Source organism: Flavobacterium galactosi, from assembly GCF_048158585.1.
GTDB lineage: Bacteria > Bacteroidota > Bacteroidia > Flavobacteriales > Flavobacteriaceae > Flavobacterium > Flavobacterium galactosi.
Genome location: NZ_JBLNKV010000005.1, coordinates 18122 through 36449, shown reverse-complemented (window position 1 = coordinate 36449; position 18328 = coordinate 18122). Strand labels below are relative to the sequence as shown.

The following is an 18328-nucleotide window of genomic DNA, read 5'->3' as shown; positions in this document are numbered from 1 at the left end:
ATCGAGATTTTTTAATTTTTTATTTCTTTTTGTCTTTTGCTTTTTGAGCTTCGGCCTGTTCCATAACTTCTTGAAGTTTTTTCTGGAATTTACCTTGTTTTTTAGGCTCTTTCAATTTATTCTCTTGTATTTGAGCGTGAATTTTATCACTGTCCACAATGTAGTTTTTAATCACAAACATAATTCCTATCGTAATCAAGTTGGAAATAAAGTTATACAAACTCAATCCGGCACCATAACTATTGAAGAAAATCAACATCATAATTGGCGAAATATAAATCATATATTTCATCATTTTTGCCATATCAGGCATTCCTTCTTGTTGCGGAGCCGCCATTTGTTGATCTCCAGAAGTCATTTTCATATAAAAGAAAATCGCTATTGCAGCCAATATTGGAAACAAACTAATATGGTCCCCATACAATGGGATATGGAAAGGCAATTTATAAATAGAGTCAAATGAAGACAAATCATCAGCCCAAAGGAAGCCTTTTTGTCTTAGCTCGAAAGCGGATGGAAAAAATTGAAACGAAGCGTACATAAAAGGAAGCTGAATTAAGGCTGGAATACATCCTGCCATTGGGTTCACCCCAGCTTTATTGTATAATTTCATCGTTTCCTGCTGCTTCTTCATTGGATCTTTTTTGAATTTTTCTCCCAATTCAGTAATCTCAGGTCGCAACACTTTCATTTTGGCTTGTGACAAAAATGATTTATAAGTAATAGGCGACATCGCAATTTTAACAATAATGGTAAAAATAATTATCGCAATTCCATAAGCGATGTAAGAACTTAAAAATCCGAATAATGGAATAAAAATAAATTTGTTAATCCATCCAAAAATCCCCCAACCTAAAGGGATAATTTTTTCTAAATTTTTATCGTATCCTTTTAATGTTTTATAATCCGATGGTCCAAAATACCAGCTCATTTTATAATCTACTTCACCATTTGTAAATGCTAAAGGCACGTTTGCTTTAAACTGCTTAATATAGGTGGTATCAACCTTTTCATCCACAACTAATTTATTAGATTTCAATGAAGATTTAGCAAACGGAGTATCAGTCAATAATATAGTACTGAAAAAATGCTGTTTGAAAGCAATAAATTTGACATTCTCCGGTGTTTCTTCTTTATCATTTCCGTCTCCTACATTGTTGAATTTCTCATCTCCATACTCATAGTTAAGCAGTGTATAACGATCTTCGTAAGCAATGCTTTTTTCTGTTCTGTAGGTTTTTAAATTCCATTCTAAATCCAAAGGTTTAGCAGTATTCAAAACTTTATTCAATCCTTGTGAACGAATATCAAAACCAACCATAAAATCGTTTGGTTTCAATATATACTTGTATTCTAAAAACTCATTTGCACCCGCTTTCAGTTTCATAGACAGCATCTGATCCGATCCTACTTTTGTTAGTGTTGGTTCAAAAAACAAGTCTTTTGTATTTAAAGTACGGTTATCACTGGTAAGCAATTGCAGATTCAAATCGGCATTATTGTCTTTAATCAATTCTACTAATTGTCCAGAACCTTTTTTAAATTTTTCGAAATTTTTCAAAGTAGCTTCAACAATATACCCCCCTTTATTAGCAACTCTCAATTTTACAAATTCGTTTTCGATTGTTGTAAAACCTTCTTTGGCTGTAGGAAGTGTAGCGGAATAAGCAAAGTTTCCTAATATTTTTTCCAATTGTGCCAATTGTGTAGAATCTCCTGCCACAACGCCACCAACAGTTGCCGGTGCAATCGTTTTGGTGCTTGCTTCTTTAGTTTTAGCTTCTTTGATCACCAATTCTTTCTTGGCTTTTTCAGCTGCAAGTTCTTTCTCAGAAGGTTGATTTTGATACATTATCCAAATCAAAATACCAAAAATCAATACAAAACCTATAATCGAATTGAGGTCAAATTTTTTTTCTTCCATTATTATATTTAAAAAAAGTTTAATGTTTAAAGTACGCTTTACGAATACCGTGATGAAACACGAATTCTAAAAACTAAATACTATTTTTTCTTTGCCTGAACAGCCGCTGCAACAAAATTCACAAAAATAGGATGTGGGTTTGCTACCGTACTTTTATATTCAGGATGATATTGAACCCCAATAAAAAATGGATGGTCCTCTATTTCTATAACCTCAACCAAACCAGTATCCGGGTTAATCCCCGAAGCTACTAATCCTGCTTTTTCCAATTGATCCACATACTCACTATTGTATTCGTAACGATGACGATGACGTTCAGAAATAGTTGATTTACCGTATATTTTATACGCCAAAGTATCTGGTTTCAAATCGCATTTCCAAGCACCTAGACGCATGGTTCCCCCTTTGTCAGTAATTGTTTTTTGCTCTTCCATCAAATTCACTACCGGATGAAGCGTTTTGTCATTCATTTCAGTAGAATTAGCTTCTGAAAGTCCAAGAATGTTTCTTGAATATTCAATAATAGCCATTTGCATACCCAAACAAATTCCGAAAAATGGAACTTTATTTTCACGGGCATAACGAACAGTTTCAATTTTTCCTTCAATTCCTCTTTCTCCAAAACCTGGTGCGACAAGAATTCCGTCTAATCCAGCTAATTTCACGTCTACATTATCTGCATCGATATATTCGGAATGGATTGAAATAACATTTACTTTGGTTTCATTAGTAGCGCCTGCATGAATGAAAGCTTCCAAAATAGATTTGTAACAATCCTGCATTTCTACATATTTTCCAATCAAACCAATGTTTATAGTATGCTTAGGATTTTTTAATCTGCGTAAAAAAGTATTCCAGTTCTTTAAATCCGGAGCCGCTTTTTTAGGCAAATCCAATTTCTTTAAAGCCACAATATCAAGTCCTTCTTCCAACATTAAATTGGGCACTTCATAAATAGTTGCAGCATCAATAGACTGGATAACGGCTTCTCGTTTTACATTACAAAATAAAGCCAGTTTATTTCGTAATTCTTCCGAAATTTCATGCTCTGTTCTACAAACTAAAATATCCGCTTTTATACCGCTTTCCATCAACGTTTTAACAGAGTGCTGCGTTGGTTTTGTTTTCAATTCCCCGGCAGCAGCCAAATAAGGAACTAATGTCAAATGAATTACTAAACCGTTGTGTTCCCCTAATTCCCATACTAATTGACGAACCGATTCGATATATGGTAAAGATTCGATATCTCCTACTGTACCACCAATTTCGGTAATAACAATATCATAATCACCTGATTTACCAAGTAATTGCATTCTATCTTTAATTTCATTGGTGATATGAGGAACAACCTGAACTGTTTTACCAAGAAACTCTCCTCTTCTTTCTTTTTCAATAACCGAAAGATAAATCCTTCCTGTAGTAACATTATTCGCCTGAGAAGTAGGAACATTCAAAAAACGCTCGTAATGACCTAAATCCAAATCTGTTTCTGCACCATCATCGGTAACATAACATTCCCCATGTTCATATGGATTTAAAGTACCTGGATCAACATTGATATACGGGTCGAATTTTTGGATAGTAGTTCTGTATCCTCTTGCTTGTAATAATTTTGCCAAAGATGCCGCTATAATTCCTTTTCCTAAAGAAGAAGTCACACCGCCTGTAACAAAAATATATTTCGTTTGATTCATTCTGTTGTTGTTTGTAATGTAGTTGTGTAAAAAACGTGGCAAAAATACAATTATAAATCGAGAAAAAGCTAATTTGAAAATGAGATAATTTGAAAATTTGACAATTCAATAATACTCCTATTTTCAAATTAGCTTTTTCCTAATTCACAAATTAAAGCGGTTTTGGATATCGCTTTTTAATATTCCGAATTAACTCTTCCAATCCATTGAGTTTTAATTCATAAATCAATTGCAATTGCTGTCCTAATTCTCCTTTTGGAAACCCTTTATTGCTATACCAAACCACATAATATTCCGGTAAATCAATAAGATATCTGCCTTCATATTTGCCAAAAGGCATTTTAGTATGAGCGAGTTTGACAAGTTGTTTTTGGTTTTGTTCCAAAGTAAGTTCCTAGTTTAAAGTTTATGTTTAAAGTTCCATCTATAAACTAAAAACTATTGCCTGAATCTGCTACCAGATTACTTCCAGTTGAAAGTAATTCGTTTCTCGATTTCGGTATTTAAACTTAGAAAAACAGGGCACGTCATCGCAGTTCTCTCCAGGATTGTTTTATTCTTTTGATCGGCTGTTCCTACCATCTCAAAAGTTATTTCTATTGTACCAATTCGTCTTGGCTCGGCATTCATAACTTTAGTTACTTCTGCAGTAGATCCTTTCAAATCCACTTCAATATCGCGGGCTTTTATTCCCATAACCGTCATCATACAACTTGCCAAAGCATTCGCAACGGTATCAGTTGGTGAAAAAGCTTCGCCTTTTCCATTATTATCTACCGGAGCATCTGATACGATTTCAGTTCCGGATTGCACATGTATCGATGAAGTTCTTAAATCGCCTAAATAGGTTACTTTTGATGTCATTAGTTTGCTTCTTTTATGATTAAATCGGTGTCATAGTATAAGATATAAACACCTTTATTGGTAAATCCACCGCCTTCTTTTTTATAATATTCAAATTTATTATCAACCTGCTCAGTCGCCATCGCATCAGTAGTTTCCTGATACGTTTTACCTTGTGTTAATCGCATCATGGTGTCAAATGTAATGTCAAAACCACGGGTTGCAAAAGCACTGGGGGAAATTTTATTTTTCTTTTTAAACTCTTTTTCGAAAATTAAGGCTTCCGGAGATTCATTTTCACGAGTAACAGAAGGATACATCAATTTCAATTTGGTCAGATTCACAAAATTAATTTCATCGGTATCTAATGTTTCGTTAGGTTCTAATATAACAAGCTGCACTTTATAAGCTGCCAAAGCACCCATCATGGTTGCCATTGTTGATTTTATCATCCCCGTATTCCCTGTTTCCATCACCACATAGTTCATTTTGTCTTTCACAAATAAACTTTTTAAATTCTCAGGGGATAAACCTCCATTTTCAGTAAGAACAGAAAATTTTACATCTTTATGATTTTCCTTAATAAACTGAATCATTGATTCCTTTTTCTTATCTACTACAGCAATCATATTTCCGCCTTTTGCTCTCATATAATCGAACATGGCATTTTTAACCGCTACAGCAGTTGGGATTGTTTGATAAATATTACTAAACGAATTTCCTAAATCTTTTGACAAAGGAGAAATAACAGGAACTTGGTTCGCATTCAATAATTCAGCAGTTTTTTCAACATTACTTTGATAGAACGGTCCAATTATTGCATCTGCCTCTTGAAGATTATTTTCTTGAATTAAGGAAGCAACATTCGAAGTATTTTTAGTTTCCTGCGAATCATAGATTTTCACATCCAAAGAAAGCCCTATTTGTTTTGCCGAATCTATAGCCATCAAAGCTCCCGCATAAAAATCTAAAGTCATATTCAGAAACTTGTCTTTTTTCAAACGCATAGCCGTTGAATTAACAGTATCTCCTTCAATTTTTGGCATGTTAAATGGCAAAAGCAACACCAGTTTCTTTCTGTCGATACCTCCCATTTTCTTTGACAAAACTGCGTATTCTTTTTTGGATTCAACAACTGGAATCGCAATTGTTCCCGGAACTTTCAAAATCATTCCTTCTACAACACCTTGAGACAAAGCAGGATTTAGAGTGATTAATTCTTCCTGAGTCATCCCAAACATTTTTGACAAACTATAAAGTGTCTCTTTTGGTTTCACTTCATAATTTAAATAACTGACAGCTTTTACAGCCTTTACAGGATTTGGTTTTGCAATTTCTTTCTTGGTTTCGACAACTGGGATTGTTTTCTCTACTTTTGGAGCATTTCCCTTGATGATTAATTTATAACCAACAGGTAAATTAGAAACAATTTCAGGATTTTTTTTCTCTAATTCTTGAATAGTAATTCCATATTTTTTGGCAATGGAATATTTAGTCTCCTTTGGAAGTACCTCGTGATAAACTACTTTTTCCTGAATTACAGCAGCAACAGCTATCTTCGGGCTACTTTTTGGAATAGTCAGGATTTGTCCAATTTTCAATCCTTCTTTTTCTAAACTTGGATTGGCTTTCTTTAAATCTTCATCTGAAATGCCGTATTTTTTTTCAATACCGTACAACGTTTCTTTCGGTGCTACTTCATGAGTTGTAGTTTTCACCATTGATTTAGCTGGGACTGTAGTCTTTTGTTTTGCTCCACTTTTGGGAATCAACAAAATACTATTTGGTTTTAATCCACTTTGCGCATCTGGATTTAATTGATAAATATCATAAGGAGTAACGTTGTACTTTATTGCAATTTGACTTATCGTTTCTCCTTTTTCTACTTTATGGGTACTATTTTTTTCTTGTGAAAAAACATTCAAATTAAACAACAAAGCAGTAATACAAATCGCAAAAAAATATTTCATCATTTTATTTATAAAATTATTCAAATCATTAATAACGGAACGGTATCAAATTTTATTGCAAAACTTGATACCGTTTATATAAAGAACATTAAAAATAATGATATTCCGAGAAGGCATTAACAAAAATTTAATCTTATTCCCACTCAATAGTTGCTGGCGGTTTTGAACTAATATCATAAACCACTCTATTCACTCCTTTTACTTTATTGATAATATCATTAGATATTTTCATCAGGAATTCATACGGTAAATGTACCCAGTCAGCCGTCATACCATCAGTAGATTCAACAGCACGAAGTGCTATTACTTTTTCATACGTACGTTCATCACCCATTACACCTACACTATTTACAGGAAGTAAAATAGCTCCGGCTTGCCAAACTTTGTCGTATAATCCCCAAGATTTCAATCCTTCGATAAAAACAAAATCTACTTCTTGCAAAATTCTAACTTTCTCTGGCGTGATATCTCCTAAAATTCTGATTGACAATCCAGGTCCAGGGAAAGGATGTCTGCCTAATAATTCTGGATCAATTCCTAATGAAGCTCCTACTCTACGCACTTCATCTTTGAAAAGCATGCGAAGTGGTTCTACAATTTTTAATTTCATGTAATCAGGTAAACCTCCTACATTATGGTGTGATTTAATAGTAGCTGAAGGTCCTTTTACTGAAACTGATTCAATAACATCAGGATAAATGGTTCCTTGCGCCAACCATTTTACATCTTCTATAAGGTGTGATTCATCATCAAAAACTTCGATAAATACACGTCCAATAATTTTACGTTTGGTTTCCGGATCACTCACACCTGCTAATTCAGATAAGAAACGATCTCCTGAATCTACTCCTTTTACGTTTAAACCCATTCCTTTGTATTGGTCTAATACATTTTGGAATTCGTTTTTACGAAGCAACCCGTTATTTACAAAAATACAGTATAGGTTTTTACCAATAGCCTGGTGCAATAAAACTGCCGCTACAGTAGAATCTACTCCACCCGAAAGACCAAGAACTACTTTATCGTCTTGTAATTTCTCTTTTAATTCCGCTACCATTTCGCTAACAAAAGCGTTTGGCGTGAAATTTTGAGGAACTTCAGCAATTTTTACTAAAAAATTTTCCAGCATTTTTGATCCATCCGTAGAGTGAAAAACCTCTGGATGGTACTGAATTGCATAGGTTGTTTCGCCTTCAATTTTATAAGCCGCAAATTCGACATCATGTGTACTTGCCAATTTTACTCCGTTTGTTGGTAAAGCTTTAATACTATCGCTATGACTCATCCAAACCTGACTGTTTTCAGAAACACCTTCAAAGAAAACTTCATTCTCTTTTATAAAAGACAAATTAGCTCTACCATATTCTCTAGTGTTTGAAGCCGCTACTTCACCCCCGCTAAAATGGGATAAATATTGTGCTCCGTAGCAAACGGCTAGCATAGGAAGTTTTCCTCTAATTTGAGATAAATCAGGATGTGGTGCATCCTCTCCTCTAACAGAGAAAGGGCTACCTCCAAGAATTACTGCTTTATAAGATGATAAATCACTCGGAAAATGATTGTAAGGGAAGATTTCGCAGAATATATTTAATTCGCGAACTCTACGCGCAATAAGTTGAGTATATTGCGATCCGAAATCTAAAATAAGTACGTTGTGTTGCATGCGCAAAAATACTTTTTATATTTTGAATTGAAAAATTGAATTTTGAAAAATATCTGTTTTTTTTTCAATAGGCTATTTATCCTATTTATTTACACTTCAAAAACTGTCTTTTTTTGACAAAATGAATGATTTCTAAAATAAAAACGAATACTAATTTAAGTACGCATGAAATATACGTTGCTATTTTGAGTTATCTTTATATAATGAATACATAAAAATTAAAAACAATGAAAATTAAAATATACGCAGCAAGTACCTTTTTTGCCCTTTTTATCGTTTCCTGTAGTGTTGTCGATAACTTATTCACTTTTAATGTAGCTACCCAAACCTCTTTTAAAATAGCCAGTGGATTTCCTCTCAACCTAGCAACTGAAATAATCACTCCAGATGTTACTACAAATTCAAGTGCTGAATTTCAAAACAACAATACGAAAGCTGATTTAGTAAAAGATGTAAAATTGAGTGAATTAAAATTGACGATAACTGATCCTGTTGACAAAACATTCAGTTTTTTAAAATCGATTCATCTCTATATTTCAACAGATGCTAATGACGAAATAGAATTAGCGTATTTAGATGATATTAATTCCACTGCAAACACTTTAAATCTAACTTGTACGGCTCAAAAATTAGACAAATACATCAAAGCTTCCTCGTATAAAATAAGAGCTAAAGCAGTTATTAAAGAATCCATAACCAGAGACATTACTGTAAAATCCGATATGAAATTTAAAGTTACTGCTGATCCGTTTTAACAAATCAGCAGTTTTCATTTTTTATTCTTTAACAATCACAAGCTTCCCTTTTACTCCTGCATCCCAATTTTCCCAATAATCCGACTTTATAAGTATTCCTTTGTCATCATAAATTTGAAATTCAGCGGTATTCCCGCCTAACGCGCCTCTATTTAACGCTTCTATCTCAAATGTATTTATTCCTGCTTTAAGGTATATTTTAAATTCTTGATAATTTCCTTTCATTAATAATCGTTCTTGGACAATACCTCCATTCATAGTCGCTTTGGCTAAATCCCCGTCAATTTGTCCAAAATCTCGGTATTTAATCGCAAAAAAATCAGATTTCGTTCTAATCTCACCAAAACTGACGTCAATTTTAACCAATAGTCTTGAATCTTCTTTCAAACCTTCTCTCACTAATGTTTTTCCTAAATCCTTTTCCATTTTATCCCTGTAAACATCTCCTGGATTAGCAAAATCATTTTTTGGAGTCATGTTTATGCCGCTAGTTGTTTCTCCAATTTTTAATACGGAACTAGGAGTTTTAATTGCAGGACTTTTAAAAACATTTGGAGTGTACGTTGGCGGTATATTCGTTTCAGGCGGAACTTCTTTTTTAAACTTTGGACTTTTATTTATAGGGGGAATTGCTTTAAACTTTTTACCAAATTCAATCTGACTATAGCTTTTTGAAGAAATACCAATACTGATTATTATAAAAAAAAGAATTTGTTTCATATCAAGGTGAATACTGATAAATCAATATTTATTAAAAATTTAAAACTAAAAAACATAGTGCAAAACAACAAAAATAGTACAAATTAATTTTATTTATTTATCGAATTAAAAAAAGAACATTCCTATTCTTTCATTAAAATTAAGGTTGCTTTATAATCTATCCCAAGATTCCATTGACTAGCAGAAATAATTTTTCCTTTATCATCATACACTTCAAATTCTGCTGTATTAGGAGGTGCAAAACCTTCGTTCAACGCCTCAAAATCAATCTTATTAATCCCTTTTTCTAATTTTATCTCGAAACCTTTAAAATCGCCATCCAAAACGACCTCGTATTCTATAACCTTATCATTTAAATATACTCTAATCTTATCCCCATCAACATAAGCGGCATCACGATATCTTACTTTAGCTGTAAGAGACCCCGTTTTGAAATTTCCTAAATTTTGATTTTTCTTATAAGTAACCGCCTCTAAATTTTCTGCTTTTTTAGTAACTTTTTCAGGATTTATAAAATTAACTTTTGGCACATCAAGGGGGATATCTTGTTTTTTTATCCCTTTTGGAGCAGTAATTTTTGGTAATTCTGCCTTTGGCGGAATTGCTTTTTTAATTTTCGGTTTTATATTTTTAGGGGGTATTGCTTTAAATTTTGAGTCAAATTCATTCTGTGCATATCCGCTTAATGACATACCTATAACAATAATTAAAAATAGAATTCTTTTCATAACTTTTTAAATTAACTTATCAGTTCTTATATAATTTTAAAAATAAAAATCAATCTTGAGTAAACGCAAAATGACGTGATTTCACTTTCTTTAATAACATTCAATTTCTAATTTTATTACATTTTAAATCATAAGATTTCCAAAATTGATTTCTCGAAATTGAACTTTTTAATAAAAATTAGTGTTTTTTTATTTCTCATTTTTTTCTAAATTGCAAAAAATATACCAAAAATTAAATTAGGTTCTAATATTTTAAAAATCAGTTAAAAAACAAACAAAATGAAAAGAGAAAACATATTGACAGGCTCACCATGGGAAGATAAAATGGGATATTGTCGCGCAGTACGTATTGGAAATATCATTGAAGTATCAGGAACAGTAGCTATAATTGATGGTGAAAAAGTAAAAGCAGACGATGCGCACGCACAAACTCTTAATATTTTAGAGCGAGTAGAAAAAGTACTTGAAGACCTGAATGTAGGTATGAAAGATGTGATTCGCACCCGTATATTTACTACTGATGTAGCTACATTTGAAGCAGTGGCTACGGCTCATGCCAAATTCTTTAAAGACATAAAACCTACGACTGGTTTTTACGGAATTAACCAATTAGTTGCACCGGAATATTTGGTTGAAATCGAATTTACAGCCATTGCTCCTGAAAAACCTTTAGTTCAGGAAGGATTGTAATACTTTAGCAAAAAAATCTGATCGTTTAATAATGAATTTAGAAAACGCTAAAAAAATAATGCTTGTCACAGTCAAATGGATTTTTATTTGTGCTTTGACAGGCATTTTTTCTGGATCAGCTTCAGCGTTTTTTTTAGTGGCACTGGAATGGGTTACACACTATAGAGAACACAATAACTGGCTCATTTGGCTTTTGCCAATAGGCGGTCTCATCATAGGGTTGAGCTATCATTATTGGGGAAATGATGTTGTAAAAGGCAATAATTTATTACTGGAAGAATACGAAAATCCACAGAAAATAATTCCTTTAAAAATGGCGCCGTTGGTTCTTATTGGCACCTTAATAACGCATCTTTTTGGAGGTTCCGCAGGCCGTGAAGGCACGGCTGTACAAATGGGAGGTGCAATTTCAGATCAATTCACTAAACTTTTCAAACTTGATAATGCTGGTAGAAAAACAACAATCATTCTGGGAATCAGTGCCGGTTTTGCATCGGTTTTTGGAACACCTTTAGCTGGATCACTTTTTGCTTTGGAAGTCTTATATTTCAGTAAAATCAGTTTCAAAAGTATTCCGTTGTCTTTTATAACCGCTTACGTTGCTTATTTCACCGTTGAATTCTGGCAAGTAAAACACACCCATTATAATATTCCAATCATTCCCGAAATAAATTTAACCAACTTACTTTGGGTGATTCTTGCGAGTATCTTTTTTGGTTTAGCCGCCATGTTATTCTCCCGAAGCACACACCTTTGGGGCGGTTTATTTTCGAAAACAATATCCTTTCCTCCGCTTCGTCCTTTTATAGGAGGAATAATTCTTGCTTTAGCAATTTATTTTATTGGAACTACAAAATACATCGGTTTAGGAATTCCCATGATTGTTGATGCATTTTCGAATCCAAATACTTCCTACGATTTTCTTCTAAAAATACTATTTACAGGATTTACGCTAGGCGCAGGATTCAAAGGTGGCGAAGTAACACCGTTATTTTTTGTTGGTGCCACCTTAGGAAGTGCTTTATCACTACTAGTTCCTTTACCTATTGCACTTTTGGCAGGAATGGGATTCGTTGCCGTTTTCTCGGGAGCAACCCACACTCCTATTGCTTGTACAGTTATGGGAATGGAACTTTTTGGGATAGAAAGTGGTATTTTCATTGGTATTGCTTGCATAATCGCTTACTTTAGTTCCGGTTCTGTTGGAATTTACAAAGCGCAAATTGTAAAAGGCGCAAAATACCGTTTGTACCAAAAAGTAAAAAGTACAGCCATGGAACTTTTGTAACATTGTAAAAGTTTGTTAATTCTACAAATGATTTCAACATTACATTAAAAAAATGTAATTTCGCAAACTATGAAAATACAAGACATTCAAGCGATACAGTTGTTATTATCAACTCCAAAAAAAATTGCCATAATTCCACACCGAGGCCCTGATGGCGATGCTATGGGTTCTACGTTAGGATTATATCATTTTTTATTAAAAAATAACCATCATCCTGTTGTGGTTTCTCCAAATGAATTTCCTGATTTTTTAGCTTGGATACCCGGATCAGAAACGGTTAAAATATACGAGAAAGACAAAGCCAACTGCACCAAAATTCTTGAAGAAGCGGAACTAATTTTCACATTAGATTTTAATGCTTTGCACCGCACAGGCGAAATGGAAACTATTTTAGCTACGCTCAAAGCACCATTTATAATGATTGATCACCATCAAAAACCGGATGATTACGCTACCTATACCTATTCAGATACTTCATTTGGTTCCACTTGCGAAATGTTATACAACTTCATTTGTTTCCTTGGAAAAAAAGAAGCTATCGACAAAACTATCGGCACTTGCATTTACACCGGAATTCTAACCGATTCAGGTTCTTTTCGTTTTCCAAAAACAACTGGAGACACCCATAGAATTGTGGCAGAATTAATTGATTTAGGGGTCGAAAATACGGAGATTCCGAATTTATTATTTGACAACAGTTCTTTTGGACGCTTGCAATTACTGGGAAGAGCACTTCAAAACATGAAAGTGTTAACACAGTACAAAACCGCGTATACCACCCTTACACAAGACGAATTAAACTCTTTTGATTACGTAAAAGGGGATACCGAAGGCATAGTAAATTACGGATTAAGCATTAAAGGAATTCTTTTTACGGCAATTTTCATCGAAAATAAAGAAGAAAAAATAATTAAGATTTCATTCCGTTCCCAAGGTGATTTTGATGTCAATCAATTTGCAAGAGATTATTTTAACGGTGGCGGACATCGCAATGCCGCTGGAGGTAAATCAGAAGTATCGATGCAGGAAACCATAAATAAATTTGAGGATTTAGTAACAAAACTAACCATATAACACATGAAAAACAGCAAATTAATCGCAGTTGTATTCTTTTTGTTCGTATTAGTTTCCAGTTGTAAACAACATCAAGAAGCTCGCAAACCTATTTCTCAAGCTTCCGGAACTTTCATGAAGAAATCGATAGTGCGGAATAAAAAATTAATTGCCGGGGAGGAAGGACAAATTAATGCTGTAATCAAAAGAAATCCCAAAGCTAAATTTATCGCTTCAACCAAAGGATATTGGTATTCGTATTCGATAAAAAACACCCTGGATACGCTCACACCTAAAAAAGGTGATGTCGCATTTTTTGATTATGAACTCAAAGATTTGAAAGGCAATATTATTTATTCCGAATTAGAATTAAGACCACAAGTATATTATGTTGACAAACAAAATATCATGATGGGATTGAGGGACGGTATAAAATTGATGCATAAAAAAGAGAAAGTTAATTTTCTTTTTACCTCACATATGGGTTATGGTTATCATGGCGACAATAAAAAAATTGGTACAAACCAGCCTTTACTTTGCACCGTAACTTTACACGATTTCATGTCGGAAGCTGCGTATAGAAAGAAAAATGCAGTAAAACCTACAGCTCCTTCACCAGTTGTGAAACCGGAAGTTACCACTGAAATCAAATCACAAGATACTATAACACAATAAAAAATTAATTTAGAAATGAAAAAAAGTTTCCTACTCGTATTCCTGGTAATTGCCTCATTTTATTCTTGTAAAGAAGAGCATAACAATCTTCCTGATGGTTTATATGCCAAAATTGAAACCAATAAAGGAGAAATTATTGTAAAATTAGATTTCGAAAAAGCACCTATCACAGTGGCCAACTATGTGACTTTGGCGGAAGGGAAAAATGAATTTGTCACCAATGAAAATCTTAAAAACAGACCCTTTTTTGATGGTTTGAAATTCCACAGAGTAATTAAAGAATTCATGATACAAACTGGAGATCCATTAGGAACAGGATCTGGAGATACCGGGTATAAATTTAAAGACGAGTTTACTGATTTAAGATTTGACAAAGGCGGTGTTTTGGCTATGGCCAATAACGGTCCGGCAACGAACAGCAGCCAGTTTTTCATTACGCATCTTGCTACACCTTGGCTAGATGGTAAACACACCATTTTTGGTCATGTAGTAGAAAAAGGAATGGATGTAGTGAACAAGATTGAGCAAAATGACTTCATTAACAAAGTCACCATCATCAGAAATGGTGAAGCGGCGAAAAAGTTTGATGCAGTAAAAACATTTAGCGATTATTTCTCTGTAGAATCTCAAAACCAAAAGAAAAAATTGGCAATTGAAGCCGAAAATAAAAAAGTTTACGACCAAAAATACAAAGCAGTCCGTGACCAAAAAGTAGCCTATTTTGCTGCATTAAAAGCCAAAGCAACAAAAACACCAACTGGACTAGAATACGTAATAACGAAGAAAAGTGGTGGAAAAAAACCAGCTAATGGCGCTAATCTTTTCATTCATTACGCTGGTTTCCTGGAAGACGGTGAACTTTTTGACGCAAGTATAGAAAGTGTTGCTCAAACTTTTGGAAAATACGATGAAAACAGAGCAGCCCAAAACGGCTACCAACCCATTCCTTTTCAAGCAGGAAAAAAAGATGGCATGATTCCTGGATTCATTGAAGGACTAGATAAATTATCTTTTGGTGACAAAGCCATCCTCTTCATACCGTCGAAATTAGCTTATGGAGAAGCTGGAGCAGGTGGAGTTATTCCGCCAAATGCCAATATTATTTTTGAAATTGAATTAATGCAACAATAACTAAAAAAGTCAGACCTTAAATTATTATCAAATGAAATTTAAAATTCTAATTTTACTATTCTTAGGAATGTTAACTGTACATTCTCAAACTAAGAAACCAGTTCCTGCCAAAAAACCGGTAACAGCAGTGAAAGCTGCTGTAAAAAAAACTCCCGTAGCTGTCGAAGGGATTTTCGCCACTATTGCCACTAGCAAAGGAGACATTACCGTTCAGTTAGAATACAAAAAAACACCGGTTACCGTAGCTAACTTTATAGCACTTTCCGAAGGAAAAAATGATTTTATAGCCGATGAAAAACTAAAAGGAAAACCATTTTTTGATGGGTTAAAATTCCACCGTGTTATTAAAGATTTCATGATTCAAGGTGGTGATCCATCCGGAAACGGTTCTGGTGGCCCAGGTTTTGCGTTCAAAGATGAGTTTACCGATTTGAAATTTGACAAAGGCGGAATTTTGGCTATGGCCAATTCAGGTCCAACTACTAATGGAAGCCAATTCTTTATCACGCACAAAGACACGCCTTGGTTAAACGGGAAACACACTATTTTTGGTCATGTAACGCAAGGGATGAACGTTGTCAACTTGATTGCTCAAGATGATATCATTAAGAAAATTACCATTGTAAGAAAAGGAGCTTTAGCAAAACAGTTTAATGCACCAAAAGTATTCGCAGACTATTATGGCAATAAAGCAGATGACGCTAAGAAACAAGCTTTAATTGATACTGAAAACCAAAAAAAGCAAGCCGCAATTCAAGCTGAAGAGAAAAAAGCGTATTTTGAAAAATACGGTAGCGTTATCATTGCTAAAGTAGCTGATTTAAAAGCGAATAAAACTACTGCAACTACTACAGCTTCAGGTTTAGCCTATAAAATAATCCAAAAAGGAAGCGGTGTAAAACCTGCAGACGGAACGACTTTCTATTTTCATTATGCCGGTTATTTTGAGGACGGAACCTTATTTGACAGCAGTTATGAAGACGTAAGCAAAGCTTACGGAAAATACGATGCGAACAGAGCCGCTCAAAACGGATACCAAGCCTTCCCTTTTGAAGCAGGTAAAAAAGACGGAATGATTCCTGGATTTTTAGAAGGATTGAACCTATTGTCTTTTGGAGACAAAGCGGTGGTATTCATCCCATCAAATTTAGCCTATGGTGAAAGAGGTGCTGGAGGTGTGATTCCGCCAAATGCAAATCTTGTTTTCGAATTGGAAGTATTTGAAAAACAACCGGCTCCAAAACAGTAATTCTCAAAAGCATATAATAAACAAACCCGACAAGTTTAATAACCTGTCGGGTTTTTTATGGGCTACTATTTTAAATTTCACTCAAGTCTTACATGAACTTAAATTCCTTATAGGATTAGATTTTAAAACATATAAGTCATTTAAGTTCATTTAAGTTTTTAATCGCAGAACATCTATAGGTTATAAATCTTATACTATTATTTCTTTCCAAATTTCCAGTCAAATTCATCTTTTTGATTGATAATCGCACCAATCTCAAATTTTACCACCTCATCAAATTCCGTTTGAAAAATAATCCAGTTTTCCTCATTGAAATAGTTTTCGAACGTGTCGAATTCTTCCTGAGTGAATTTAGTGATTCCTTTGGCAGCCAAATCTTTTTTGACGTCACTAATTTTTCTATTGATCACTTTATTTCCAAACAAATCCAGTTCCGGGCTCGAAGCCACAATATAACCTAATTTGAAATCTTCCTCCACATAGAAAGTCAAACGCATTTTAAGTTTATTGTAAGCAAAAATCACATTATCATCTTCGTCCTTGTAATTCCTGTCTGGTTTACCGTAAATAGCGGTTACGTCACTTTGCTTCATTCCGAAAATGAGCTTGTCAATTCCGTTTTTTGGATTTATTTTCATGGTTTTTTGTTTGACCGCAAAGTTCGCAAAGTTTTTCGCAAAGTCCACTACCTTTTTTATTTAAAAATTAGTCGTACAAAAACTCAAATCAACATTCCAAAAGTAACAATTTGGGCGTGACCCGCTGAAAAAACGGGTCGGGCTATCCGTTGCAATCTTTTATTCCGCTGTGCTTCATAAAAGGATTTTCACTGCTATCCCTCACGCAAAACAGCGGTAAAAACAACTAAAACAGTTCTATGTAAATTCAAAAAAGCATTCAGCAAATAAAAAGTGCTTTCGATAATTTGCAATGTTTTTTTTATAAATTTACAAAACAACAAAAAGCCATTTTATGGCACAAAGCCAACCTAATTTGGGTGTATTGTAGCCACTTTGTGGCTGATATACACAAGTTGCAGGCAATCTTAGACGGCAGCAAAATAACGACAGTTTGTAAAGTCATCGGAGAACTGTCCACTGACGGACTTTTATTAAACTTTGACATAAATTGCAACGGAAGTGCTTCTATCAACATTTGGCGGGCGAAAAGTCCTTCGCAGACTTTTAGAAAAAATCATCACAGACGGGCAATCATCTATCACAACTATAACTATTAACAAACGCTAGTAAAAGAGCAAATGAGAAAACTGAAACTACAAATGCAAGTTACGCTTGACGGGTTTAACTCCGCAGGACCAAATGACGAACAGCAATGGGTGACTTGGGACTTGGACGGAATTAAGCAATATGTTGTTGACTTGCTTGACACATCAGACACAATACTTATTGGCAGAAAATTGGCGGTTGACTATATTCCGTTTTGGCAAGACACTTTTACAAAACCAGACGACCCAATGTATGATTTCGCAACACGAATTGTAAATACAAAAAAGGTTGTGTTTACAAAAACGCTTGACAAATCCATTTGGGACAAAACCGAACTTGCAAAAGGCAACCTAAAAGATGAAATCAACAGATTGAAAAACCAAGATGGCAAAGACATTATTGTATATGGCGGTAGTTCCTTTGTTTCATCGTTGATTAAAGACGGACTTATTGATGAGTTTCATTTTTTTGTAAACCCAATCGCAATCGGGAAAGGTGTTTCGGCATTTGAACAGTTAGAAAATTGGCAACCGTTGAAACTTAAAAACTCAATTACTTGCGACAGTGGCATTTTAATTCTTTACTACGAAAGAAACTGACGACATACAATAAACACTGCCGGTAACAAGGGTTTGACGTAATGGCGGGTGAAGAGCTTCGTATCAAAGGTAGTGTTATAATACCGCTAGTACGCCAAGCCCTAAAACGTTAGTAGCAAG

17 protein-coding genes are annotated in these 18328 nt (G+C 34.2%); 8 read left to right on the top strand and 9 right to left on the bottom strand.

The window, feature by feature from the left end; genetic code table 11:
* Positions 1-19 precede the first annotated feature (19 nt).
* The 6 genes from yidC to guaA form a co-directional block, all read right to left on the bottom strand.
* The gene (gene yidC / locus ACM55M_RS11625) at positions 20-1924 is read right to left on the bottom strand and encodes a membrane protein insertase YidC (RefSeq protein ID WP_416857824.1); all 1905 of its coding nucleotides are present in this window, start codon (positions 1922-1924) and stop codon (positions 20-22) included.
* Between the two features lie 80 nt (positions 1925-2004).
* On the bottom strand, positions 2005-3618 hold the full coding sequence (locus ACM55M_RS11620) for a CTP synthase (RefSeq protein ID WP_416857823.1): 1614 nt from the start codon (positions 3616-3618) through the stop codon (positions 2005-2007).
* A gap of 151 nt (positions 3619-3769) precedes the next feature.
* Entirely contained in the window at positions 3770-4003 is a 234-nt protein-coding gene (locus ACM55M_RS11615) for a DUF3820 family protein (RefSeq protein WP_416850314.1), read from the bottom strand.
* Between the two features lie 77 nt (positions 4004-4080).
* Positions 4081-4482: an OsmC family protein gene (locus ACM55M_RS11610; protein ID WP_416857822.1), complete on the bottom strand. Its 402-nt coding sequence runs from the start codon at positions 4480-4482 to the stop codon at positions 4081-4083.
* Positions 4482-6434, bottom strand: coding sequence for a LysM peptidoglycan-binding domain-containing protein (locus ACM55M_RS11605; protein WP_416857820.1), 1953 nt, complete (start codon positions 6432-6434; stop codon positions 4482-4484). The genes ACM55M_RS11610 and ACM55M_RS11605 overlap by 1 nt, the downstream gene beginning before the upstream one ends.
* Before the next feature lie 130 nt (positions 6435-6564).
* Positions 6565-8094, bottom strand: a complete 1530-nt coding sequence (gene guaA, locus ACM55M_RS11600; RefSeq protein WP_416850311.1) for a glutamine-hydrolyzing GMP synthase — start codon at positions 8092-8094, stop codon at positions 6565-6567.
* Between the two features lie 227 nt (positions 8095-8321).
* Here guaA and ACM55M_RS11595 point away from each other — a divergent pair, with 227 nt between their 5' ends.
* Positions 8322-8849 (top strand): hypothetical protein, encoded by a 528-nt coding sequence (locus tag ACM55M_RS11595; RefSeq protein ID WP_416857819.1) that lies wholly within the window; start codon positions 8322-8324, stop codon positions 8847-8849.
* Between the two features lie 21 nt (positions 8850-8870).
* Here ACM55M_RS11595 and ACM55M_RS11590 read toward each other — a convergent pair whose 3' ends face one another.
* Both ACM55M_RS11590 and ACM55M_RS11585 read right to left on the bottom strand, forming a co-directional pair.
* Positions 8871-9569, bottom strand: a complete 699-nt coding sequence (locus ACM55M_RS11590) for a hypothetical protein (protein ID WP_416857818.1) — start codon at positions 9567-9569, stop codon at positions 8871-8873.
* 122 nt (positions 9570-9691) lie between these two features.
* Positions 9692-10297, bottom strand: a complete 606-nt coding sequence (locus ACM55M_RS11585) for a hypothetical protein (RefSeq protein ID WP_416857816.1) — start codon at positions 10295-10297, stop codon at positions 9692-9694.
* 279 nt (positions 10298-10576) lie between these two features.
* Between ACM55M_RS11585 and ACM55M_RS11580 the strand changes: the two genes are divergently transcribed.
* The 6 genes from ACM55M_RS11580 to ACM55M_RS11555 all read left to right on the top strand — a co-directional run bounded on the left by ACM55M_RS11580 (position 10577) and on the right by ACM55M_RS11555 (position 16383).
* The gene (locus ACM55M_RS11580) at positions 10577-10987 is read left to right on the top strand and encodes a RidA family protein (RefSeq protein WP_291249087.1); all 411 of its coding nucleotides are present in this window, start codon (positions 10577-10579) and stop codon (positions 10985-10987) included.
* A 31-nt stretch (positions 10988-11018) separates the two neighbouring features.
* Positions 11019-12275 (top strand): voltage-gated chloride channel family protein, encoded by a 1257-nt coding sequence (locus tag ACM55M_RS11575; RefSeq protein WP_416857815.1) that lies wholly within the window; start codon positions 11019-11021, stop codon positions 12273-12275.
* A 69-nt stretch (positions 12276-12344) separates the two neighbouring features.
* Positions 12345-13349, top strand: a complete 1005-nt coding sequence (locus ACM55M_RS11570) for a DHH family phosphoesterase (protein WP_416857813.1) — start codon at positions 12345-12347, stop codon at positions 13347-13349.
* A gap of 3 nt (positions 13350-13352) precedes the next feature.
* A complete protein-coding gene (gene gldI, locus ACM55M_RS11565; protein WP_416857812.1) occupies positions 13353-14003 on the top strand; it encodes a gliding motility-associated peptidyl-prolyl isomerase GldI in 651 nt (216 codons plus the stop codon).
* Positions 14004-14018: 15 nt separating this feature from the next.
* On the top strand, positions 14019-15134 hold the full coding sequence (locus ACM55M_RS11560; protein WP_416857810.1) for a peptidylprolyl isomerase: 1116 nt from the start codon (positions 14019-14021) through the stop codon (positions 15132-15134).
* A gap of 31 nt (positions 15135-15165) precedes the next feature.
* A complete protein-coding gene (locus ACM55M_RS11555) occupies positions 15166-16383 on the top strand; it encodes a peptidylprolyl isomerase (RefSeq protein WP_416857809.1) in 1218 nt (405 codons plus the stop codon).
* A gap of 197 nt (positions 16384-16580) precedes the next feature.
* On the opposite strand, the gene ACM55M_RS11550 is transcribed toward ACM55M_RS11555, so the two are convergent.
* Complete coding sequence (locus ACM55M_RS11550; protein ID WP_416857807.1) at positions 16581-17021, bottom strand: hypothetical protein; 441 nt, start codon at positions 17019-17021, stop codon at positions 16581-16583.
* Between the two features lie 620 nt (positions 17022-17641).
* Between ACM55M_RS11550 and ACM55M_RS11545 the strand changes: the two genes are divergently transcribed.
* Positions 17642-18208, top strand: coding sequence for a dihydrofolate reductase family protein (locus tag ACM55M_RS11545; RefSeq protein WP_416857806.1), 567 nt, complete (start codon positions 17642-17644; stop codon positions 18206-18208).
* The last annotated feature ends 120 nt before the right edge of the window (positions 18209-18328 follow it).

Coding starts and splice junctions, on each gene's coding strand:
- yidC (WP_416857824.1), bottom strand. CDS start 1,924: ATGGAAGAAAAAAAATTTGACCTCAATTCGATTATAGGTTTTGTATTG.
- ACM55M_RS11620 (WP_416857823.1), bottom strand. CDS start 3,618: ATGAATCAAACGAAATATATTTTTGTTACAGGCGGTGTGACTTCTTCT.
- ACM55M_RS11610 (WP_416857822.1), bottom strand. CDS start 4,482: ATGACATCAAAAGTAACCTATTTAGGCGATTTAAGAACTTCATCGATA.
- ACM55M_RS11605 (WP_416857820.1), bottom strand. CDS start 6,434: ATGATGAAATATTTTTTTGCGATTTGTATTACTGCTTTGTTGTTTAAT.
- guaA (WP_416850311.1), bottom strand. CDS start 8,094: ATGCAACACAACGTACTTATTTTAGATTTCGGATCGCAATATACTCAA.
- ACM55M_RS11595 (WP_416857819.1), top strand. CDS start 8,322: ATGAAAATTAAAATATACGCAGCAAGTACCTTTTTTGCCCTTTTTATC.
- ACM55M_RS11590 (WP_416857818.1), bottom strand. CDS start 9,569: ATGAAACAAATTCTTTTTTTTATAATAATCAGTATTGGTATTTCTTCA.
- ACM55M_RS11585 (WP_416857816.1), bottom strand. CDS start 10,297: ATGAAAAGAATTCTATTTTTAATTATTGTTATAGGTATGTCATTAAGC.
- ACM55M_RS11580 (WP_291249087.1), top strand. CDS start 10,577: ATGAAAAGAGAAAACATATTGACAGGCTCACCATGGGAAGATAAAATG.
- ACM55M_RS11575 (WP_416857815.1), top strand. CDS start 11,019: ATGAATTTAGAAAACGCTAAAAAAATAATGCTTGTCACAGTCAAATGG.
- ACM55M_RS11570 (WP_416857813.1), top strand. CDS start 12,345: ATGAAAATACAAGACATTCAAGCGATACAGTTGTTATTATCAACTCCA.
- gldI (WP_416857812.1), top strand. CDS start 13,353: ATGAAAAACAGCAAATTAATCGCAGTTGTATTCTTTTTGTTCGTATTA.
- ACM55M_RS11560 (WP_416857810.1), top strand. CDS start 14,019: ATGAAAAAAAGTTTCCTACTCGTATTCCTGGTAATTGCCTCATTTTAT.
- ACM55M_RS11555 (WP_416857809.1), top strand. CDS start 15,166: ATGAAATTTAAAATTCTAATTTTACTATTCTTAGGAATGTTAACTGTA.
- ACM55M_RS11550 (WP_416857807.1), bottom strand. CDS start 17,021: ATGAAAATAAATCCAAAAAACGGAATTGACAAGCTCATTTTCGGAATG.
- ACM55M_RS11545 (WP_416857806.1), top strand. CDS start 17,642: ATGAGAAAACTGAAACTACAAATGCAAGTTACGCTTGACGGGTTTAAC.